A 21046-nucleotide genomic window follows, 5' to 3' on the forward strand; every position below is an offset into this window, starting at 1 on the left:
TTATTCCAATTCCATAATCTGTTTCGGAGTAAACCACTTATACAACGCCGGTATTACCAGCAGGGTGAGTATTGTAGAAGTTACCAGTCCGCCAATAACAACCATTGCCAGCGGCTTCTGCACTTCGCTTCCTGTCCCGGAAGAAAGAAGCAGCGGAACAAGCCCCAGAGCAGTGGTTCCGGCAGTCATCAGTACCGGCCGCAAACGCATACATGCCCCTTGAACAGATGCCTCATCAATCGGCAAACCCTTTGACGTTAACTGATTAAGGTAAGTTACCAGAACCATCCCGTTTTCCAGTGCAATCCCGAACAATGCAATGAATCCGATTGAAGCAGGAACAGAAAAATTCTCGCCGAAAAGCCACAGGGCAGCAACCCCGCCAACCAGTGCCAAAGGTATATTAAGAAGAATAAGCAGTGTATTTGAAATCCTTTTAAAATTAATATAAAGCAGTAAAGCGATAATTGACAAGGTAACCGGAATTACAACCGCTAAACGTTTGTTTGCTTCCTGCTGCAATTCAAATTGGCCTCCCCATGAAATAAAGTAGCCTGGAGGCAAACTAATCTCAGAATTGATTTTCTTTTGCGCATCTTCAACGAAACTTCCTATATCGCGCCCGACTACATTACACTGTACCGAAAGATATCGCTGATTGTTTTCACGCAATATCTGCCGGGGACCAATTACTTCTTTGACAGCCGCCAGTTCATCCAGCGGAACTCGTTTCCCATCGGGAGTTTCTGCAATTATATTTCGAATAGCTTCAGGAGTGGCTCTGGCTGACTTTTTATATCTGACATAAATATCGAATCGCCGAATACCTTCAAATATCTGCCCGGCTTCAACCCCGCCAACTGCCGCTTCTATAACTTCCTGAATTTCGCTAATATTCATGCCATAACGAGCTGCTGCTCGACGGTCAGGACGAATAACAAGCTGCGGGGCACCTATCATTTGCTGTACCTGCACATCAGCTGCCCCGTTTACATTTCTGATTACTGCTGCGATTTCGTCCCCTTTGGATTTCAAAGTATCCAGTTCGCCGCCAAATAATTTCACTGCAAGTTCAGCCTTTACACCACCGATAAGCTCATCAACTGAAAGCTGTATGGGCTGGGTAATGTTGGTCTGAACGCCGGGAAAGCCTTTGAGCTTTTCTCGAATTTTCGCCTCAATATCAAGCTGGTTTCGGGCATCTGTCCATTCTGATTTGGGCTTGAGGATCACGTTCATATGACTTACATTTACCGGTGCTGAATGCGCTCCCACTTCACCTCGACCAATCCGGCTTACAACTTCCGTAACTTCGGGGATCTGAAGAAAGCGTTTTTCCAAAAGCATCACATTACGTTTCGATTCTTTTATGGAAGCCGAAGGTGCAAAAGTTAGATTGACCATAATATCACCTTCAAGCAGCCTCGGAGTAAATTCACTGCCGAGTTTCGGATAAATTGTTGCGCCCAAAATCAGCAATGCGGCGGCTATAATTACAGTAATATAACGGAATTTAACGAAGAACTTGACCAAAGGCCGATAAGGTTTGAGCAGAATTCGGACAATAAGAGGCTCGCCTTTCTTTTCAGCTGATTTTTCTCCCTTCTTCTTTACGGGGCGTTTCATAAGGATACTGCACAAAGCCGGAGCTTGCAAAACGGCATATATCAAAGAACCCAAAAGCGCCAAAGCGACTGTGGCTGCAAGAGGACGGAATGTTTTGCCTTCCACGCCTTGCAGAGTGAACAGGGGGATAAAAACAAGAATTATAATCGAAATAGCAAACACGATAGGCCGGGCAACCTCAAAGCAGGCTCTTGAAACAACGTGCCTTCGCGGCTCATCCGGTTCGGCCTCGCTTAACATTCTGTCAACATTTTCCACTACTACAATTGTCCCGTCAACAAGCATCCCAATCGCAATTGCAATTCCGCCAAAAGTCATCAGATTGGCCGAAAGCTCCAGATATTTCATAGCAATAAAAGTAAACAGTACAGAAAAGGCCAGTGCAACCGAAACAATGACACTCGGCCTGAAGCCTCCCATAAACACAAAAACAACAATAACAACAAGAATTACGCCCTGCAATAAAGCATTCCTGACTGTATCCAGAGAAGCATCAACGATTGTTTTCTGTTCATAAAAAGGAACAATTTTCACTCCATCGGGCAGGCTCTTTTGGATTTCCCTTATTTTTTCCTGCACGCGTTCTATCACAGTGGATGAATTTGTACCGATCAGTTTAACCACCATGCCGGCAACGACTTCTTCTGTTCCATTCCGGGTCTGCAGGCCGCGGCGGATAGCCCCGCCGACCTTAACTTCTGCGACATCGCTAATGTGTACCGGTCTGCCGTCGACAGTTTTGACAACGATGCTTTTTAAATCTGGAATACCTTCGGCAAGCCCTTCAGAACGCACGATAAGCTGTTCACCGTTCTGTTCAAGAAACTGCGCTCCGACATTAAGATTATTCTCATTTACGCGTTTGATTACTTCATTGAGAGTCAAGTCATAGCGAATCAGCGCATCCGGATCTACGACTATCTGGAACTGCTTTTCATGTCCTCCTATGCCTAAGACCTCTGTAACCCCAGAGACAGTTTGAAGATTGAATTTAACGATCCAGTCCTGAATTGTCCTCAGCTCAGTCAGGGAGTATTTGCCGGAGGTATCTTTTAAGTAATAGTAAAGAATCTGTCCCTGTCCTGTTGCTATCGGGCCCATCTGAGGATCTCCGAATCCTTCAGGAATTTCATCGCGAGCTTCTTGCAGTTTTTCTCCGACTAACTGGCGGGCAAAATAAATATCTGTTCCATCCTCAAAATAAATGTTCACAACGGACAGTCCAAAATTTGATACCGACCTGATTTCGGTAACTTTTGGCAGCCCAGTCATCTTTGCTTCCACGGGATATGTAACGTATTTTTCTACTTCTTCAGGTGCCAGCCCATCAGTTACTGTAAAAACCTGCACAAGAGATGGTGATACATCGGGAAAGGCATCGACAGGCAGTTCATTGAGACTTTTAATTCCAAAAGCTGCTGCCAGCAGAACCGACAATACTACCAGCAGCTTATTGCATAATGACATTTCGATTATTTTCTTCAGCATTGCTTGCTCCTGTTTATCAATGATTATGACCGCCAAACGATCCTTTGTTCAATTCTGCCTTTAGAGTAAAGGTGTTTCTAACTGCGATAGTTTGCCCGAGATCTAAGCCTGAAACCACTTCGACATGCGTTTCGCTGCTTCTGCCGGTTTGAATATGGCTAGGCTTAAACCCATGCTCGGCTTTTATAAAAACAACTTTTTCCTCGCCGATGTTTTGTACGGCCGTTTTGGGGATCACAAGATCCAGCTCAGTATCTGCTGTTTTAATCTCTCCGACTACGAAAAGCCCAGGACGCCACTTGCCGCTTGAATTATCCAGCACAACACGGGCTGATGCAGTGCGCGTTGACTCTTCAACAATAGGGCTGAGATAATCCACAACACCTCGAAATTCTGCCGATATCTTATCAGCGTGGATAGTAACATTCTGGCCTTTCTGTACATCTGCCAGATTTTTTTGGTAAACAGTAAGAATAGCCCAGACCGTATCGAGGTTGGCCACTTCAAATATATCCGAACTCGTATCCACAAGCTCCCCGCGAGTAATATGTTTATTAATTACAGTGCCGTCAAAAGGAGCTGTTATTTCATATTGGGTATAACTGGCATCAGGGAGAATTGGCAGTTTCTCCATATATTCCTCATCAAATCCCAAAGCATAAAGCTGCTGCTCGGCGTTATTAAGATTTATCTTTGCCTCGGCATAGGCTTGTCTGGCATCAAGATAATCCTGTTCGGATGAGACTTTCTTTTCCCATAGCTTCTTTTCACGGTCATAAGCAGCCTTTGTCAGTTCGAGCTGCTGCAGCCCTGATAAATATGCGCTTTTGGCATCTGCAAGCTCTCTGCTTTCAAGCACAGCCATAACCTCTCCCTCTTTGACATGATCACCGAGATTAGTATTCACTTTTTTAACAATACCGCCCACACGGGGAACAATATGCGCAAGCTTATCGGGATGGAGTCTGATTTCACCGGGCAATTTTACTTTTCTATGCAGTTTCCCTTGCCCTGCCTTTGCTGTTTTAATCGATAATTCGGAAATCTCCGCATCGGTCAACTCGATATGTCCGCCTTCTTCTTCGCCGTGCTCGTCATGGTTTGCACTGCTTTCGGCATGGTCATTATGTTCTCTGTGCTCAATATCAGATTCGCCTGAATGAGTGCTCTCAACATTTTGGGAATGTCTCATAAGTTGAAAGGTAACTGCAATACCCAGCAGTAATCCCAAGAATAAAGCCAAGACAGTTATAATTGTATTTTTAATCGAATGTTCTTTCATATTATTTCTCCGTATGAATTGTTTGCCCTGTAAGGCGTTCAATATTTACTTTTGCCTTGTGATAAGAAACTAAAGAATCAATGTAAGATTCTTCAGCCTCGAATAAGGTTCTCTGGGTGTCCAGCACAACAAGGTATTCAGCCTTGCCTTGTTCATACGCTTCTCTTGCGGCTTGAAAGGCAGCTCGGGCTCCGGTAAGAACATCCTGTTTGGTTTTTACTGCCTGAGTATAAGAATTGCTCAACCAGCTGTACGTCTCAGAGAGCTGACTATAGATTTGGAGCTCGGCGTTTTTTTGTAATTGATGCGTCTTGAGCTTATCATTTATTGCAGCAAGTTTATTGCCCTGATTTCTGTCATTAAGTGGTAAGGGAACAGAAAACCCTACGAAAAAGGAATTATCGCCTGTTTCGTTGGAACGTTTCACTCCGGCGCTCAAAGTAATATCCCTCCTCTCGCGAGCATCCTCCAAATCTATCATGGCGTCTGCTCTGTCAAGTTTTGTCTTCCAGCGGGCGATATCAGGATTGTTTTCAATCTGTTCTTTAAGCTTGGAAAAGGCGGGAACTGGTTCAATACCCTCAAGCTGCCCCTGAGCTTTTGTGAAAATTGGAGCGTCTGCCGACCAGAACGAAACCAGCTTTTTCCGAGAGGATTGCAGGTTCTGTAAAGCCTGATTGTATTGAATTTCCAATTTTGCTTTCAACACCTTCGCCTTCTCCTGCTCAATCGGGGCATCTTTACCTGCCTCTACTCGTTGAGAAACTGTTTCAACAAGTTTCTCAGATAACGTTAATAATTCCTGATTTAGAGACAGAGTTCTCTGCGCCCCTAATACTTCCACAAAGGCATTGGCGGCACTGGTGAATACATCCAGCCGTATAGACTTATAATCCCATTCTGCCAACTCTCTTTGCAGAGAAGCGGCTTTCTTTCGCTTTTGCGCCTTATCAGCAAGCTCTATTAACTGGCTGATCGAAATAACGGTTTCAGCAGCATCAAAGCCGCTTTTGCCTCCAGTGCCGCCGATTTCCTCTACCTCTACGCCTACTTCAGGGTTGGGCAAGAGGCCAGCCTGCAAAGCTCTCGCCTCATCTGCCCTTATCTGATATGAATAGGCCTTTAGTTTTGGATTTTTCATCAATGTTAAAGAAAGGGCATCTCTAAGAGTCAACACATCATTTGGCTCAGAAATCTTATACTCATCAGAATCATCCACTGAGCTCTCTGGCAGCACATTAGAAATATTTGTTTTCTGCTCTAAAGACTGGTTCCTCGAAAAAACGGCTTTACTGGCGGATTCACCGCAGCCGGCCAACAAAATTATTGATAGCAATGGAAATAATATCTTAACCATAAAGGTCTCCCAAAATAGTAGTTCGAACTATACACGGCCGTTAAAAAGGCAGCGAAGGTAAAGTGTCTCCGCAGTTTTAAGGCTAATTAGATGTAATAACTATTTTGGGTTTATGCTAAAATGATGATTTTACGAAGGAAGGTAAGGGAGGGGTTAACCGAAGATGAAAACTCTGAAGTAAGCTGGAATTTAGAAAAGCTGAAATTTCTGAGAGTCGGAGCTAAAGAGACAGGCAGCGCCGAGGTTATAGATTTGACTTGATTGTCTTTTTCAGATGTGTTTATATACTTTTTGAAAATTTGCGTGTCAACACAAGGACCGCAGCTGGAATTGCTGTATGAATATGGTTGTATGGAATATGAGTGAGGCTTCGTTATAGAAATGACCGTGTTAGAGATGCTGCAAGAGTTGTTGACAGTAAATTCTACCTTGCTGTGGCCATCATGCGATTTACAATGCACAAACCCCTGAGCATTGCTGAATATGAACATAATACCTACAAGAAGAAGCATTTGTATCTTGTAAGTTTTTATGCTTTTGGTTTTCATAAATTATAAATCGCCGCTAATAATAATTTTGCAGAATATTTGCCTAAAGTTAAGCAGCTTGAACAAGCTGAACAACTCTATTTTGCTTGAGAAACGGCTTAAGTCAAGAAAAGTTCAGAAAAGAGAGGGCTACGAATTGGCAGCAATGCGCATTGTCTGCACACTTTTAGACCGTCTTATTTGTACTGCTTTCTCATCTTAGCGGACGGGATGGCGAGCTGATCACGGTATTTGGCAACGGTTCTTCTTGCGATTTTGATGCCCTTTTTCTCCATCTCCTCGCATAGCTTCTTATCGCTGAACGGCTTAGCTTTATCTTCTTGTTCGATAACCTGTTTGAGCACCTCTTTCACAGATTCAGCCCCCTTCGACTCGCCGTCTTCAACGCCCTCAAGCCTGCCGCTGCTGAAAAAATCTCTCAGCGGGACAATCCCATTGGGACACATCGCATACTTGCCCGAAACCGCCCTCGAAACCGTAGCGATATGTACGCCGATATAATCAGCAATCTCCTGCATAGACAGCGGGACAAGGGCGATCCTTCCTTTAACGAAGAAATCCTTCTGCTTTTTCACGATATACGCAGCTATCTTAAGCAGAGTTTCCCTGCGCTGGGCGATGGCCTCAATGAGCCATCTCGCCGAACGTAAATTCTCCTGAAGATACTTCTTCGTTTCAGAAGGCGTGTTTTTATCCGCCGCCATCTTCTCGTAATACTCGCTCACATTCAGCGGCGGGAGAGCCCCGCTTGCAAGCCGCACGATATAATCGTCGCTCTCGGGGTCTTCCTCTACGATAATATCCGCCTTAATCGGGGCATTATCCATCTCCTGCCCGAAAAGAAGCCCGGGGCTTGTATCAAGATGAGAGAGATATTTTATAACCTCCTGCAGTTCATCCATTTCGCAGCCGAGCTTTCTGGCAAGCTCGGGCAGATGGTTGGCTATGAGCATATCGTAATGCTCGCGCACGGCCTTTTCAGCGAGAGGGTTTGGCGAATCATCCTGCTCTATCTGAATCAGAAGGCATTCCCTGATGCTTCTCGCCCCAACACCCGCAGGTTCGAGCTGCTTTATCAGCTCATGGGCGTTTTGGATAATCTCAGAGCTGAATTCGGTAGAATCTTCAATCTCCTCGAGCTCGGTATTGAGATAGCCCCTCTCATCGAGGCTTCTGATGATGTATTCGCCCGCCAGAAACGTTTCGCTGTCTATATTGAAAAGCCGCCACTGATCCAGCAGGTGTTCTTGAAGTGAGATCCCAGAATCTGCTGTGTTTTGCAGGGCGTCCATTTTTGGGTCTTCATCCGAATCATACTTCGCCGGCACATAATTTTCCTCATCCCCGTCAAAATCGCCCGATAAGCTATCAAGCCTTTCGAACGAATCGGATGTGTTATCAGGGGATACATCCAGCTCCTTTTCATCGAAGGAATCTTCAGTTTGCTCAAGAACCTCTTCGGGGGCATCAACGCTCTCTGCGCTGTCAACCTCGAGCACAGGATTGCTGCTCAGCTCGCTTGCAACCTTCTGTTCGAGGGCCATAAGCGGCATCTGCAGAACCTCCATAGACTGAAGCATCGCCGGTGTGAGCTTCATCTGGAGTTCCTGTTTGAGCTGTCCTGTTAGTTGGAGTTCCATTGCCATTTTTTATGCTTCCAGTGTAGTTAGATTCCAACCAGATTTTACCCCTGAGACGCTCTAAATCAAAGGAAAACTGAAAGCAAAAAATCTGCGGCTGTCTCTAATAAGACAAATTACTGTGCTGCCTTTGAATAAAGACAGCACAGTTTAAAGTGCAAAAAATGGTATGGATTATTTGACTATTTTGTCAATGCTCACATCCAGAAGCTCAAAGTTTATTGTGCTGTCAACTTCAATCTTGAGCTTATGCCCGCCCTTGCTCAAAAGCCCGCACTGCTGTTCGGTAAGCTGAACGCAGGTTATGCGGGTTTCTTTCTTTTTGTGCCTTGAGAGGTCATCGTATATTAGATTATCATCAATGTAAACCTTCAGGTAGCCGAATTTGTCTTTCTGATGCTCGCTGCGGAGCTTAACATTTATAACCGCCTGCTTGGGTTTTTCATCAACATCAAATTCTGTTGAGTAAACCGCTGATTCGTATTTAGATAGATTTCTGATCTCATCACTGTCTGCCGAGATAGGAAATTGAATCTTTTGTCCTTTATGTTTCCACTCGCTCTGGAAGGAAAAAATCTTCTGCCTTTCCTGAACGGGCTGATAAAGCACCTGATGAATCTGATTTAGCCTTTCGGGATCAATCTTGCTCACTTTTCTGTCGAAAGTGAGCCAGCCATTCTGTTCGTGCCGCATATCAGTAAGCTGAGTATAAACGGCCCCTGAGAGCCCGAAATAACGCTCCTGAGCGAGCGTTTCGATGAACCGCTGGTAATGTGTTGCCATATTTTTCTGCGAAAAAAGAGGTCGCTTAATATCGGTTACAAAGTCCCTGTCTGCTGAGTCTGTATTAGATCGCATTCCGCCCCTGCGGTCTTTGCCTTCAACCTTGAAGTCCGGATTATCCGGCAGGGCAGGCTCTGGATACTGCACCCAGTTATTCCCCTTAATTGGTACATTAAATCCGCCAATCTCACCCATAACAACTGCTCTTTTACTCTCTTCTGATGGGGCGGTTGCAGCTGGGAAGCGGGAATATTCGTGAAGGTCTCTGATATCGCCGAGGTTGTCAAAATCTGTCCAGCCGCTGGCTGCGGAAACAAGATACTCAGGTGAAAGCATGCTCTCTGCCTTCTTCACGATTCTTTCTGTGTCGTGCTGCCCCCAGGCTTCGTTGAACACAATCCATTTTAGAATTGACGGGTGGCAGTTCAATGAATCAACTAGCTCTTCCTGCTCGCTGAACCACCGTTTGCTTTCTTGAGCATCAATTTTCTGCTTAGGGAAAGGCTTGTTGCATACAAAATCCTGCCAAACAATAAGCCCGAGGCGGTCACAGTGGTAGTACCAGCGGGATGGGTTGCGTTTGATATGCAGACGCACCATATTGCAGCCAACTTGCTTGAGGTATTCGAGTTCAAAAACAATCGCTTCTTCTGTTGGCGGAGTTAAAACGCTTCTCGGCCAGTAGCTCTGGTCGAGCGGGCCGAACTGGAAGAGCGGTTCGCCGTTGAGAAGTATTTGCGGGCCCTTGCGGGTAGGGTCTATCGAAACATCACGCAGTCCGCAATAGCTTGCGAAACGGTCTATAACCTTTCCGCTCCTTTCCAATGCAACTTCTATATCGTAGAGGTGCGGATTATCCGGTGTCCAGCCTTTGGGATTTTCTATAAACAATTTAATCTCTTTATTTACTGGAGCTTTCTTTTCAGCGACAACATCCCCGTCGTCAAGAATTTTAATCTTGGCATTAGTCTCTGAAGCCGGGCTGTCCGCTGTTTCTATAAACATACTCACCATGGATTTCTTAAGGCTTGCGTTTATGTCTAAATCCACAGCTCCCCCTTCATTTACCGGCTCAAGCCAGACAGTCTGCCATATACCGCTGCTGTTTGGATAGTTTGAATTCCAATGGTTTGGATTGCCTTGCTTGCCGCAGCTTGTGAAAAGCTCCATGCCCGAATTATCCCAAACACGAACAACAAGCTCCTGACGGTCATCTTTGTTGATGAAATCTGTAATATCAAAAGAAAACGGGCTGTATCCGCCTCTGTGCCTGCCGACCTTCTTTCCGTTTATGTAAACCACTGTTTCCCAATCTGAGGCCTGAAAATTAAGCATTATACTCTTGCCGCCCCAGCTTTTGGGTACGGTAAAGCTCCTTTTGTACCACATCCAGTCATCAAGGGTAATTTGCTTATGAACGCCTGAAAGCTGCGATTCAAAGCAGAAAGGCACGAGGATCTTTCCGCCCCATTCTTTCGGCTCGCCTTTACCTTTTGGAGCTATTGCATAATCCCATTTCCCGTTGAGATTTTTCCATTCACTGCGTACAAGCTGGGGGCGGGGATATTCGGGAAGCGGATTATCCTTGCTTACCTTACTGTCCCAAGGCGTTTGGACAGGGGTATTCATATCTGCCTTCGCCGCCGGCAGCAGATTAAGAATAAAAGTAAGAATAAGCATTTGATTCAAAACATTGGTCCTTGGTAAAGCCATCTTTTAGGTCTCCTTGGTTAATTATTTTTCTTTACCTCTACTATACCATTATTGCTTTGATTTTTACATTTTTTCCAAAAAAATATTCAGCAATAACTTCCCTCCAACTAAGTTAGGTGCCAAAAAAAGGCAGGCAAATTAATGCCTGCCCTGCGCCTTTGCTTATTCGGCGGCGTCTTTCACCTGCCGCACGATTTGTTTTGTGGATTTGCTTTGCGCTGCTTGCGCCTCGCTGAACGGTATTTTCGTATGCGGCTGGTTTTTCTTCATTATCTCATTGCCTTTAACGACTTCCTCAAGGGCCTTTAGTTTCTTTCGTACCACAGAAGCCGCAGCAGCTGCCTTTGCGGCACCAGCCCCGCCGAAGATGCCGAAAAGGGCAATCCCCAGATTTATAAGCGGATCGAATAGGCTTCCGCTATCCGCTCCAGCGGCTGCCTGAAGCTTTGCTTCTTGGGCAATCAGGCCTGCCGAGCCGGATCTGAGCGAATCGGGGCTCTCCGCGTAAGCGGGTTTCTCCGGAGTGCCCATAAACTCCGCTACTGCCCTTTGCTGCCTTGATGCAAGAGCCGCAAGCTCTTTGATTTTCTCGCTGCCTTCGGCTTCTGCCTGTTTTTCTGTGAGTCCGATTGTTTGCCCCAGCAGGTGGGCGTTTTGCTTCTGAACCTCGCCCGGGGCGAGCCTGAAGGCCCCGCAGCCGCCTGCAAATAATGCTGTCAGTATGATTACGGTTGATTTTTTCATTTGCTCATCTCCTTCTGCATTTCAATCTCGTTTTCTAAAACTGCAATTTCCTCCCCCAGTTCGGCCTGCCTCCTGCTGAGAACCTCAAATTTCCCAGCGGAGCTTTGCTGCTGGAGCTTTATCATCTCCACATCTTTCTGAAGAGAAGTGATCCTTGTTTGCAGGTCGCTCCATGTGCCGATTATCAGACCGCCGAGGACGATAAGCTGGCAGGCCGTACGCACTGCCGAGAATATATTTGCCATAGACATAATCCTCATCCCCTTTCAAGATCGCCGCAGGCAAAGCAATATTTCCGCTGTTTGCCTTCGGCATTCTTCATTTCTACAATAAGAGCCTGTTTGCTTCTTTCGAAGAGCTCTTCGTACATCTCCCGCTTATCTGAAAGCAGAGCCTCATCCGCATCGGGATTGCCGCACTGAGCGCTTAGCATAAGCTGGCAGAGAGTTCCTGCTGCGGCGCAGTTGGCAGCGAGCCTCTGATCGATAATATCTTCGATGCCAAACTCCGCATCGCTGATTGCAGGCCTTATGCTCATAAGCGAGCAAAGCTCCATCGAAACCGCCTCAATCACCGCGCTGAAACTTGCAATCAAAAGATTCAGAGAGCCTATGCTGAATAGTTCTTCCGCCTGCATCCCCTGAGCGGCCGGCGGGGCGATTGTGAGCTGGTTTGAGCCGTCGCAGCTCAAAACGCTGAAATAGCCTTCAAAACCGCTTTCAGGTTCATTCACGTAAACAGCGAAACCTTCCTGAACGCCTGCGGAAATAAAATCCACGCCTCCGCAGGTTAGTGAGCTTCCCGATATGCTCGCTCCGCTCCCGCGCACCATTATAAACTGCTCAAGCCCTTCCGCTTTGAATATCCTGCTCTCAAGGGCCAGAAGGTCGCGGTCTTTGCAAAGCATTGTCATTTTATATCTCCTTGCTTAAAGAGCCGCCCCGAGGCTTTACCCCGAAGCGGCTGGTTGAAATTATACGAGGCCTGTAATGATGCCGTGCGCCTGCTGATTCTTGAGTTCAAGCGTGTATTCACCTATAAGCTCGCCGCGTTCATAGTCCCCGCTGGAGGCCAGCGGCTTGAAGTGCATACTTCTGCCGGTTAGAGGAAGAACGCTTATCCGCGAGGAATCGAGCAGGAGGATTGTGCCGCTGGGAACCCATCTGGAGAGAATCACCCTGCACACGCCGAAATCGCTTTCGTACATCTGAACACCGCTGCGCACTCTGGTTTCCTCCGAGCCGTACCAGCGTGAGCCTTCAAGGAAGGAGTTTATCCTTCGCTTCTGAGCCCCGCCTGCTACGATCATATCCACATTCCCGCAGCTTTTCTCCCATATCTGACGCAGAGCCCAGTTGAGCATATTCTCAGTGAGCACGTCTCCATCCGGAACCTCCTGCGAGCCGGCCTGAAACACGTTTGTCTGAATATGGCGGATTATCCCCTGCATCGTTCTTGCTTCTGAAGCGCTGCCTGCCGGGGAAGACTGACCCATAGCCCCGTTTATCACGGTATTTTCCAGATCCCTGAGCAGTTCACGAAGACGCATCTGCTTTTGATAGTCCATCTCTTCGGCTATGCCGATGTGGTCTGCTGCCATATTAGACCCGCTCACCTCAACGCCTGCGGTGAATATCTGAGTCCAGTTGCCCTGTCTTATCCTGTTTGTGAAGCGGCTTTCGGGAAAATCTTCGCCTTCCACTGCCGAAGGGCCGATTATATTGATTCTCTGGCCGTCTTCGACTGCTTCAGGAGATGTTCCTCCGTAGCCTCTAGCAACGTTAAGCGTGCTTCCTGTTTTGCTGGTTATAAGCATCACCTCTGCAGAGCCTTCGAGCTGAATCTGATCGTTCACGCGAAACTTTGAAACATCAGCAACATCGAATTCCGGACAGCTTGTGGGCATAGTGATATTCTGATCGTTTACTGCATCACTGTTTGCCAGCAGGCTGTCTTCAAGCCATTCGTGAAATGTGCTGCGGGCTTCTCGCTGCGGGTCTCCGATTTCGCTGAGCAGAGGCGTTTCATAAGGCGAAACGATCCCGATAATATCAGACACGTCTTCAGCTATTTCAGGAAGGCCTGTTCCTGCTGAGAAAGCTGCTTTTCCTGTAAAACTCATAATTTACTCCTTTGCTTTAAAAGTTTGATTTTTCTGATTTCTGCCGGCGGAGCCTCATATATTCGCTAACTGCTGCGGGCTTGCCGGTTTGGGCTGCTTTTTGGGCAGCTCCGTCGAGCTGGTTTACTGTTTGTTCAGCCGCCTGAGCCACATTGCTCCGAAACTGCGAGGGCCTGCTTCCGAAAAGATAGGCCTTTTTCTCCTTCAGCCCGCTAACCAGTTCTTCTGGCTTCATTTCGGGATTATGCTTTTGTTTCTCTCTGCAAAGTGCGAGCCCTGCATCAAGATCAATAATCCCATTTTCAGCGAGCGATCTGGCAGCCTGATTTTCAAACTTCAGCCGTTCGTTCTCAGCTTTGAGCTTCCCGCTGAGTTCGCTGCCGCCATCCGGCGGATTGTTTTGGTTCTTCTCTTCCATGATAAATCTCCTGCTTAACTGTAATTATTAGATTTTGAGGCCGGCGATTCAGCCCGTTTTCTCTTCCGAATAAGCCTTAAATTCGCTAAAGACCTCCTCCTCTGGAAGCCCTGCCTCTTTCTTGAGGATAGCTTCATTAAGCTTATCGGTAGTGTTTTCGGGCAGAGGATCGGCAAACACGACCTCCACTTTCCTTTCTTCTTCGCTGGTTTTAACGATGCCTGCTGCATCAAATGCAAGCAGTAGCTTGCGGCAGAGCTGTTTTATTCCGTCGCCGTAAGCGGCTTTCCTGCGTTCATTTTTGCTGAGCATCCCCATAAGCGTCATTTTCAGGGCAACCGCGCTGGATAGATTCCCGATTTTTCCGCGTATCACCCCGGCGGCCAGCGGGGTTACTCCGCTTATCTTGTCCATTGCTGCACGTATCTGGTCTATGTGGCTCTCCTCGCCGGGGCAGGCGGAGTCTCCCCCGAACTGTTCAATGGTGGCATCCTGATTCCAAGTGTGCCAAATTCGCCCAGGCATAATCTCTTTTGGGCCAGGGTCTTCAAGGCCTTTGGCCAGATAGAGCTTGAAAGACTGCATCGTAACGCGGAATGCCCTGTCGCTCAGGCGGGTGTTCAGCTCGTCCTGCAGGGCTATAAGCTCCGCTACATCGCTTGCGCCCTCATAGCTCTGCGGACGGCTGATGTTTTGTATGTGTACCACCGGCAGCTCTGGAATCCGGCAGGGCAGTTCGCTTACAAGCCGGCCGTTGTGAAACCGCTGGAGAAGCTCGGGGCTGAAAAGCTCTGTTACCTGAATCTGTTTTCGAGTTATCCCGCCTGCCCCAGAATTTCCGGCCTGATTGACGTCCATGCGGAAATTCTGCAGATAGCAGTTGATTCTGCCTGAATCGCCTTCCTCAAGGATGGGCAGAGCCCTTTCAGCTGGCACAAGATCCAGCTTTATGTCTCTGGGGGCGGAATTTTTCTCGAAGAGCCCTTCAAGACGCAGAAGGATATCAACAAAGCCGTACACGCTGCCCAGAAGGGCGAGGCTCATAAAGAATTCACTCCCGCCGTTTGCCTCAAAAACCTCGTTTAGAAGCGATTCGATTCGGCGGCCTTTATTCCTGCTTTCTGAAAGGCTTTTGATTCGAATCTGCCTGCCGAAGAGGAAATCGTTCATCGAATTTATTCGCCAGCCGATGTCGTTTTCGATTACGATCTCCTTTTGTCTGATTCCCTTCTCTGAATTGCCACGGATACGTTCTGGGAGGCCTTGAATTTGTGCCTGCTGCATTTGGCCGGCGGCAGAGTTGTATCTGCGGTTGCTGTAATACTCGTAGAGCCTGCGGAATTCTCTCGCTCTTGCCGGCTGGTATTTTTCTATCAGCCAGCGGAGGAAATCAGCGTTTACTCCGCAGCCGAGCTTTGAAAAATCAAATTCCATTTTTCCTTCTCCTAAAATTGTCCTCTAAAAACAGGGCTCAAAAAAAAACCCCTTTCACCCTAAGGGCTGATGTTAATCTTTTGCGCGGAAAATTTTCGATTTGATGAGAATTAGAGGTTCTGTAAATGCCTGATTAGCAGGAGGTAAGGGAATTTTAATCTTTTTTCATTTTTTCCTCTTCTTGATCGCAGAAAAGGCCTTTTTAAGGGTCGTTTAATGAGAAAAGCAGATTTATTCTTGATGCGTGGCAGAGCTGCAAGTCCGCCTGCGGCGGATAGCGAGTGGCAAAATCAGGACTTGACATCATTAGTGAAAAATTAGCGGGGATTAGCGGTTAGTAAATCCTTAGTGCTGCTTAGCGCTGCTTAGTGGCTTATAAATCTCAGTGCTGATTAGCGGTTAGTAAATCCTTAGTGCTGCTTAGCGCTGCTTAGTGGCTTATAAATCTCAGCGGGGATTAGCGGCTAAAAAATTTTCTCTCCGCCTTTTCCTATATTAAATATTTATCCTGTGAATCCTTGCCCCGTAGCCAAAGCGGTTCGGGGCTGTTAATCCTGTCAAAAAAATATCTCCCCTCTGTGCCCCTTGTATGATTAACTTTATGTTATTTGATGCTATAATAAGCTTAAGTTCTATGGTTCGGGTTTCTTGGTGCGGCAGCTGCCGCACCAAGAAACAGCAGCGGTGAGTTCGATTTGTGCTTTGGGATATATAAGCCCGTACGGAGTGTGATCCGCCGCTGCTATCTTCGTTAAAATCCGAACAGTCGCATGGGACATTATATAATGAGCCCGAATTGCAAGAAAGGATAAATTATGAAAAACATTATTGGCATTGATGTTTCAAAAGATCGTTTTGATGTTTATTGTAAAACTACTAAAGAGTACACTTCTTACAGTAGTGATGCTTCAGACATTGATAAGTTGGCTGAATACTGCCAAAAACAAGAACCAGAACTTGTTGTTATGGAGGCAACTGGCGGCTATGAGTTTAAGATGGCTTCTGTGCTTATGGCCAAAGGCTTACCTGTTTCAATTGTGAATCCAGGCAGGGTTAAAGAGTTTGCAAAATCTTTAGGTATCTTAGCCAAAACAGATAAGATTTGTGCCAGAAAAATATCTCTATTTGCAGAAGCCGTTAAACCAAGGCAGAATTCTCAAATTGACGAGCAAAGACGTGAAATAAAAGAACTTACAGTTCGAAGAGAGCAGCTCGTTAAGATGCGTACAGCAGAGAAAAACAGATTAGATAAGGCGTTTGAGAAGACAACTTTGAACAGTATTAAATCAACAATTGATTTTCTTGAAAGGCAAATTAATGACCTCGACAAGACTATCTCAGAGCTGATTGAAAAGGTGCCAAGGTTAAAGAAGAAAACTGAAATACTTACCAGCATACCGGGTGTAGGCGAGAAAACTGCATCAATGCTTGTTGCAGCTATGCCCGAGCTGGGAACGCTTAATCGCAGGCAGATCGCCATGCTTGTAGGGGTTGCTCCAATCAATAGAGACAGCGGTAAAATGAGGGGCAAAAGAGCTACGGGAGGCGGCAGAAAAGGTGTCAGGGATAAACTTTTTATGCCGGCTTTAACAATCGTAAGGTTCAATCCGGCATTGAAATGTTTCTATGAAAGACTTGTTGAAAAGGGAAAACCCAAGAAGGTTGCCCTTACCGCAACGATGAGAAAACTTGTGTGTATCATGAATACAATGCTGCAAAACGAAACCTTTTGGCAAAATAAATTGTTAAGAGGAGAGGCGGGGTTTGGGGCAGAGCCCCAAGAAAAATCTATTTAAATACTTGACTTTTAACACAGTCACTCTGTGTTCCTCTGTGGTTAATATATATCTTTTCCCTCCGTACTGCTGTCCACTTATTTCGCCCCGCCTGCGGCGGGCCTACATGCGTGGCTCGGTTTAAACATTAGTTTCGTGAAATCGCTGCGAAATACTAACGTCAATCAGAGCCGCACGTGGAGTCCGCCGAAGGCGGAAAGCAAGCGGATACATTCGTAGCTCGTAGCAAAATCATTAGTGAAAAATTAGTGTTGATTAGTGGCTGAAAACATCTCTCTCATATTTTTTTCCTCTCCCCTCCGTTTCCTCCGTTTCCTCCGTGTAAAAAAAACTGTCCAACATCAGAGCAGGATTATGTATTGCTTTTAAGCGTTCTTCCGGCAGAGAGCTTTCCCTCTCATTTATAAAAATGTTTTCTCTGATGTAAAAGAGAGTTAAACATCGGAGCAATCGGAGGGAGAGAATGATATATCACATTTAAATATTTATCCTGTGAATCCTTGCCCCGCAGCCAAAGCGGTTCGGGGCTGTAAATCCTGTCAAAAAAATATCTCCCCTCCGTGCCCCTCTGTGTTCCTCTGTGGTCAATTTCTTTTTTTTTACCACTGAGGGCTCGGAGGATCACGGAGGAGGATTATATTCTTAAAGAGTATTTACAGAACAAGGCTTTCCAGCCCATTTCTCAGGTGAGTTACGTTGAAATTCAGCAGCAGCCCCTTATTTATGCCGGCGAGCTTCATATATGACAGCAGCTGCGCTTTATGTATTTCTTTTAGCTCTGAAATGCTTTTTAGCTCAACAATTATCTTATCCTCAACCATAATATCTATCCTGTAGCCGCAGTCGAGCCTGCAATCTTTATATACTACTGGCAGCGGCTTTTCCCTCTCAAAACTGATGCCGTTAATGTGCAGTTCATGGCAGAGACACTGATTATATGCTGATTCTAAAAGCCCGGGACCTAACACACTATGCACATTCATCGCGCATCTAATAACCTTCTCTGAAAGCTCTCCATGTTTTAAGACACTCATAATAACCTCAATTAAAAAAAAACCTCTGTGCCCCTCTGTGTTCCTCTGTGGTCAATTTCTTTTTTTTCTACCACTGAGGGCTCGGAGGATCACGGAGGAGGATTAATATATTATATTTAAAAAACCTCTGTGCCCCTCTGTGTTCCTCTGTGGTCAATATATATCTTTTCTCTCCGTGGTTAATATATATATTTCCCTCTGCGGCGGATGTTTTTTCTGGTTAGCTGAAGTATGCCCTTACTTTGTTTCCTGCTCTTTTGGCCATAACTCCCAGTGCCCCAACCCCGAACATCAAAGCAGTCATTGGTTCCGGGACTACTTCGTATTGGTGCATAGGAGAGTAAAAGTCTCTTCCGAAAGTTCCTCCTTCTTGTCCAACAAAAGCATTCTGAACTGCTGTATCTCCCAGAACTATTCTTGCATCAGTTTCTGGATCGTAACCTTCGATTCCATCTGTTTCTAATAACGATGTTGGAACTGAAACAGTTAATGCTAAATCATTTGTTGCGGAGTCGGATGTCCATTCATCGTAATCAAATCCAGCCCAACCAGCATTATGATTCAAACTTAATCCGCCTTGGCTGTCCTTAGCTGCATTCCAGCCATTGTAAACTTCTCCAGTTGGGGGATTCATAATAGAAGTTTGTAGTTCATTTACTATATCTTCAACAGTTTTACCTGAATTACAACCTAATTCACATAGTTGTTGTGCTAAATCTCCAAAAATACCTTTATCAAATGTTGCAGAATTGTATATTGCGCCTGGATCGTTGTTTGTAGCAGTTAAGTTTAAATAAACATTGCTACCTCCTGCTGGAAAATTCTGTGAGTTTTGATTAACATAAGCCATTGCTGCCCGCCTTTACAATTACTCTCGCCGCAAAAGTTTTCGGTTAATATACACGTTCCGCTCCATTATATGCTTTTAGTCTTCAACTCCAAGCTTTTTGTTCCCTCTGCGCAATTTTTTTTCTACCACTGAGGAATCGGAGGATCACGGAGGAGGATTAATATATTATATTTAAAAAACCTCTGTGCTCCTCTGTGTCCCTCTGTGGTTAATATATATATCTTTTGTCTGCGTGCTTAATGTTTTTTTACCACTGAGGGCTCGGAGGATCACGGAGGGGGATTTATAATTTTAAATTCATAATTCATATTTTATTACCTCCGTGCCCCTCTGCGAGCCTCCGTGGTTAATATATATCTTTCCCTCTGCGGCGGATGTTTTTTCTGGTTAGCTGAAGTATGCCCGTACTTTGTTTCCTGCTCTTTTGGCCATAACTCCCAGTGCCCCAACCCCGAACATCAAAGCAGTCATTGGTTCCGGGACTACTTCGTATTGGTGCATAGAAGAAGGAATATCAAATCCTGTTGTAGTAACTCCAACAAAAGCATTCTGAACTGCTGTATCTCCCAGAACTATTCTTGCATCAGTTTCTGGATCGTAACCTTCGATTCCATCTGTTTCTAATAACGATGTTGGAACTGAAACAGTTAATGCTAAATCATTTGTTGCGGAGTCGGATGTCCATTCATCCATATTTCTATCCCCATTATGATTCAAACTTAATCCGCCTTGGCTGTCCTTAGCTGCACCCCAGCCATTGTAAACTTCTCCAGTTGGATGGCTTCTAACACCCACTCCAATTTCATTTACTATATCTTCAACAGTCTTGCCGGAATTGCTGCTTAAACTAACTAACTGCTCCGCCAAATCGCCGAGGATTTCATTACTGACTGAAGCAGAATTGTATATTGCGCCTGGATCGTTGTTTGTAAATTTTAAGTCTATTATATTGTATTCATTACCGTATCCGATATCTGGATTCTGATTAACGTATGCCATTGCTGCCCGCCTTTACAATTACTCTCGCCGCAAAAGTTTTCGGTTAATATACACGTTCCGCTCCATTATATGCTTTTAGTCTTCAACTCCAAGCTTTTTGTTCCCTCTGCGCAATTTTTCTCTACTGAACCTGTCCGCCGAAGGCGGAGAGGACTCGGAGACAGCGGAGAGGATGTGATAAATTAGACAGGATTAACAAGATTGACAGGATGAGATAAAGATAGTGGCAGAGCTGCAAGTCCGCCTGCGGCAGAGTGGCCAGTGGCAAAATCATTAGTGAAAAATTAGTGCTGATTAGTGGTTAGTAAATCCTTAGTGCTGCTTAGCGCTGCTTAGTGGCTTATAAATCTCAGCGGGAATTAGCGGCTGAAAAACATCTCCCCGCCTTTTCCTATATTAAATATTTATCCTGTGAATCCTGTAAATCCTGTCAAAAAAAATCTCCCCTCTGTGCCCCTCCGTTTCCTCCGTGGTTAATATATCTTTTCTCTCCGTGGTTAATATATATATTTCCCTCTGCGGCGGATGTTTTTTCTGGTTAGCTGAAGTATGCCCTTACTTTGTTTCCTGCTCTTTTGGCCATAACTCCCAGTGCCCCAACCCCGAACATCAAAGCAGTCATTGGTTCCGGGACTACTTCGTATTGGTTCATAGAAGATGACCATTGATTATTATGGTTATAAACTCCAACAAAAGCATTCTGAACTGCTGTATCTCCCAGAACTATTCTTGCATCAGTTTCTGGATCGTAACCTTCGATTCCATCTGTTTCTAATAACGATGTTGGAACTGAAACAGTTAAAGCTAAATCATTTGTTGCGGAGTCGGATGTCCATTCATCGTAATCAAATCCAGCCCAACCAGCATTATGATTCAAACTTAATCCGCCTTGGCTGTCCTTACTTACATCCCAGCCGTTGTAAACCTCTCCAGTTGGGGGGCTTCTAACTGTTAATTCGAATTCATTTAAGGCATCTTCAACAGTCTTGCCGGAATTGCTGCTTAAACTGACTAACTGCTCCGCCAAATCGCCGAGGATTTCATTACTGACTGAAGCAGAATTGTATATTGCACCTGGATCGTTGTTTGTGAATTTTAAGTCTATTGTATTGTATTCATTACCGTATCCGATATCTGGGTATTGATTAACATAAGCCATAGCTGCCCGCCTTTACAATTACTCTCGCCGCAAAAGTTTTCGGTTAATATACA

At 45.6% G+C, this 21046-nt stretch carries 17 protein-coding genes; 2 read left to right on the top strand and 15 right to left on the bottom strand.

Annotation, left to right across the window (positions count from 1 at the left end; all coding sequences use genetic code 11):
• The 3 genes from STSP1_RS10650 to STSP1_RS10660 form a co-directional block, all read right to left on the bottom strand.
• A complete protein-coding gene (locus tag STSP1_RS10650) occupies positions 1-3114 on the bottom strand; it encodes an efflux RND transporter permease subunit (protein WP_085756313.1) in 3114 nt (1037 codons plus the stop codon).
• A gap of 16 nt (positions 3115-3130) precedes the next feature.
• A complete protein-coding gene (locus tag STSP1_RS10655; RefSeq protein WP_161491713.1) occupies positions 3131-4306 on the bottom strand; it encodes an efflux RND transporter periplasmic adaptor subunit in 1176 nt (391 codons plus the stop codon).
• 91 nt (positions 4307-4397) lie between these two features.
• A complete protein-coding gene (locus tag STSP1_RS10660) occupies positions 4398-5753 on the bottom strand; it encodes a TolC family protein (RefSeq protein WP_085756315.1) in 1356 nt (451 codons plus the stop codon).
• Positions 5754-5873: 120 nt separating this feature from the next.
• On the opposite strand from STSP1_RS10660, the gene STSP1_RS12550 reads away from it, so the two are divergent.
• Positions 5874-6014, top strand: a complete 141-nt coding sequence (locus STSP1_RS12550) for a hypothetical protein (RefSeq protein WP_161491714.1) — start codon at positions 5874-5876, stop codon at positions 6012-6014.
• Positions 6015-6477: 463 nt separating this feature from the next.
• Here STSP1_RS12550 and rpoN read toward each other — a convergent pair whose 3' ends face one another.
• The 8 genes from rpoN to STSP1_RS10705 all read right to left on the bottom strand — a co-directional run bounded on the left by rpoN (position 6478) and on the right by STSP1_RS10705 (position 15155).
• The gene (gene rpoN, locus STSP1_RS10670; protein WP_085756317.1) at positions 6478-7947 is read right to left on the bottom strand and encodes an RNA polymerase factor sigma-54; all 1470 of its coding nucleotides are present in this window, start codon (positions 7945-7947) and stop codon (positions 6478-6480) included.
• A gap of 168 nt (positions 7948-8115) precedes the next feature.
• A complete protein-coding gene (locus STSP1_RS10675) occupies positions 8116-10437 on the bottom strand; it encodes a glycoside hydrolase family 2 protein (RefSeq protein ID WP_085756318.1) in 2322 nt (773 codons plus the stop codon).
• Between the two features lie 162 nt (positions 10438-10599).
• Complete coding sequence (locus STSP1_RS10680) at positions 10600-11181, bottom strand: hypothetical protein (RefSeq protein WP_085756319.1); 582 nt, start codon at positions 11179-11181, stop codon at positions 10600-10602.
• Positions 11178-11426 (bottom strand): hypothetical protein, encoded by a 249-nt coding sequence (locus STSP1_RS10685; protein ID WP_123807040.1) that lies wholly within the window; start codon positions 11424-11426, stop codon positions 11178-11180. The genes STSP1_RS10680 and STSP1_RS10685 overlap by 4 nt, the downstream gene beginning before the upstream one ends.
• Before the next feature lie 11 nt (positions 11427-11437).
• Positions 11438-12094 carry a hypothetical protein gene (locus STSP1_RS10690; protein WP_085756321.1) on the bottom strand — a complete coding sequence of 219 codons (657 nt, stop codon included), beginning with the start codon at positions 12092-12094 and terminating at the stop codon, positions 11438-11440.
• Positions 12095-12154: 60 nt separating this feature from the next.
• The gene (locus STSP1_RS10695; RefSeq protein WP_085756322.1) at positions 12155-13303 is read right to left on the bottom strand and encodes an SU10 major capsid protein; all 1149 of its coding nucleotides are present in this window, start codon (positions 13301-13303) and stop codon (positions 12155-12157) included.
• A gap of 16 nt (positions 13304-13319) precedes the next feature.
• Positions 13320-13721 carry a hypothetical protein gene (locus tag STSP1_RS10700; protein ID WP_085756323.1) on the bottom strand — a complete coding sequence of 134 codons (402 nt, stop codon included), beginning with the start codon at positions 13719-13721 and terminating at the stop codon, positions 13320-13322.
• Positions 13722-13769: 48 nt separating this feature from the next.
• Positions 13770-15155 (bottom strand): phage portal protein, encoded by a 1386-nt coding sequence (locus STSP1_RS10705; protein ID WP_085756324.1) that lies wholly within the window; start codon positions 15153-15155, stop codon positions 13770-13772.
• Between the two features lie 815 nt (positions 15156-15970).
• Here STSP1_RS10705 and STSP1_RS10710 point away from each other — a divergent pair.
• Complete coding sequence (locus STSP1_RS10710) at positions 15971-16951, top strand: IS110 family RNA-guided transposase (RefSeq protein WP_085755790.1); 981 nt, start codon at positions 15971-15973, stop codon at positions 16949-16951.
• A gap of 653 nt (positions 16952-17604) precedes the next feature.
• Here STSP1_RS10710 and STSP1_RS10720 read toward each other — a convergent pair.
• The 4 genes from STSP1_RS10720 to STSP1_RS10735 form a co-directional block, all read right to left on the bottom strand.
• Positions 17605-17985 carry a GxxExxY protein gene (locus STSP1_RS10720; RefSeq protein WP_085756326.1) on the bottom strand — a complete coding sequence of 127 codons (381 nt, stop codon included), beginning with the start codon at positions 17983-17985 and terminating at the stop codon, positions 17605-17607.
• 220 nt (positions 17986-18205) lie between these two features.
• On the bottom strand, positions 18206-18835 hold the full coding sequence (locus STSP1_RS10725) for a PEP-CTERM sorting domain-containing protein (protein WP_085756327.1): 630 nt from the start codon (positions 18833-18835) through the stop codon (positions 18206-18208).
• Between the two features lie 387 nt (positions 18836-19222).
• The gene (locus STSP1_RS10730) at positions 19223-19834 is read right to left on the bottom strand and encodes a PEP-CTERM sorting domain-containing protein (protein WP_085756328.1); all 612 of its coding nucleotides are present in this window, start codon (positions 19832-19834) and stop codon (positions 19223-19225) included.
• Between the two features lie 538 nt (positions 19835-20372).
• Positions 20373-20993, bottom strand: coding sequence for a PEP-CTERM sorting domain-containing protein (locus STSP1_RS10735; protein ID WP_085756329.1), 621 nt, complete (start codon positions 20991-20993; stop codon positions 20373-20375).
• Positions 20994-21046: the final 53 nt, after the last annotated feature.

The sequence above is a fragment of the Sedimentisphaera salicampi genome (genome assembly GCF_002117005.1).
GTDB lineage: Bacteria > Planctomycetota > Phycisphaerae > Sedimentisphaerales > Sedimentisphaeraceae > Sedimentisphaera > Sedimentisphaera salicampi.

What these genes read in the sequence shown, in the direction of transcription:
- STSP1_RS10650 (WP_085756313.1), bottom strand. Translation starts at nt 3,114, where the DNA reads ATGCTGAAGAAAATAATCGAAATGTCATTATGCAATAAGCTGCTGGTA.
- STSP1_RS10695 (WP_085756322.1), bottom strand. Translation starts at nt 13,303, where the DNA reads ATGAGTTTTACAGGAAAAGCAGCTTTCTCAGCAGGAACAGGCCTTCCT.
- STSP1_RS12550 (WP_161491714.1), top strand. Translation starts at nt 5,874, where the DNA reads ATGATGATTTTACGAAGGAAGGTAAGGGAGGGGTTAACCGAAGATGAA.
- STSP1_RS10675 (WP_085756318.1), bottom strand. Translation starts at nt 10,437, where the DNA reads ATGGCTTTACCAAGGACCAATGTTTTGAATCAAATGCTTATTCTTACT.
- STSP1_RS10660 (WP_085756315.1), bottom strand. Translation starts at nt 5,753, where the DNA reads ATGGTTAAGATATTATTTCCATTGCTATCAATAATTTTGTTGGCCGGC.
- STSP1_RS10720 (WP_085756326.1), bottom strand. Translation starts at nt 17,985, where the DNA reads ATGAGTGTCTTAAAACATGGAGAGCTTTCAGAGAAGGTTATTAGATGC.
- STSP1_RS10680 (WP_085756319.1), bottom strand. Translation starts at nt 11,181, where the DNA reads ATGAAAAAATCAACCGTAATCATACTGACAGCATTATTTGCAGGCGGC.
- rpoN (WP_085756317.1), bottom strand. Translation starts at nt 7,947, where the DNA reads ATGGCAATGGAACTCCAACTAACAGGACAGCTCAAACAGGAACTCCAG.
- STSP1_RS10690 (WP_085756321.1), bottom strand. Translation starts at nt 12,094, where the DNA reads ATGACAATGCTTTGCAAAGACCGCGACCTTCTGGCCCTTGAGAGCAGG.
- STSP1_RS10705 (WP_085756324.1), bottom strand. Translation starts at nt 15,155, where the DNA reads ATGGAATTTGATTTTTCAAAGCTCGGCTGCGGAGTAAACGCTGATTTC.
- STSP1_RS10730 (WP_085756328.1), bottom strand. Translation starts at nt 19,834, where the DNA reads ATGGCATACGTTAATCAGAATCCAGATATCGGATACGGTAATGAATAC.
- STSP1_RS10735 (WP_085756329.1), bottom strand. Translation starts at nt 20,993, where the DNA reads ATGGCTTATGTTAATCAATACCCAGATATCGGATACGGTAATGAATAC.
- STSP1_RS10685 (WP_123807040.1), bottom strand. Translation starts at nt 11,426, where the DNA reads ATGGCAAATATATTCTCGGCAGTGCGTACGGCCTGCCAGCTTATCGTC.
- STSP1_RS10655 (WP_161491713.1), bottom strand. Translation starts at nt 4,306, where the DNA reads ATGAGACATTCCCAAAATGTTGAGAGCACTCATTCAGGCGAATCTGAT.
- STSP1_RS10710 (WP_085755790.1), top strand. Translation starts at nt 15,971, where the DNA reads ATGAAAAACATTATTGGCATTGATGTTTCAAAAGATCGTTTTGATGTT.
- STSP1_RS10700 (WP_085756323.1), bottom strand. Translation starts at nt 13,721, where the DNA reads ATGGAAGAGAAGAACCAAAACAATCCGCCGGATGGCGGCAGCGAACTC.
- STSP1_RS10725 (WP_085756327.1), bottom strand. Translation starts at nt 18,835, where the DNA reads ATGGCTTATGTTAATCAAAACTCACAGAATTTTCCAGCAGGAGGTAGC.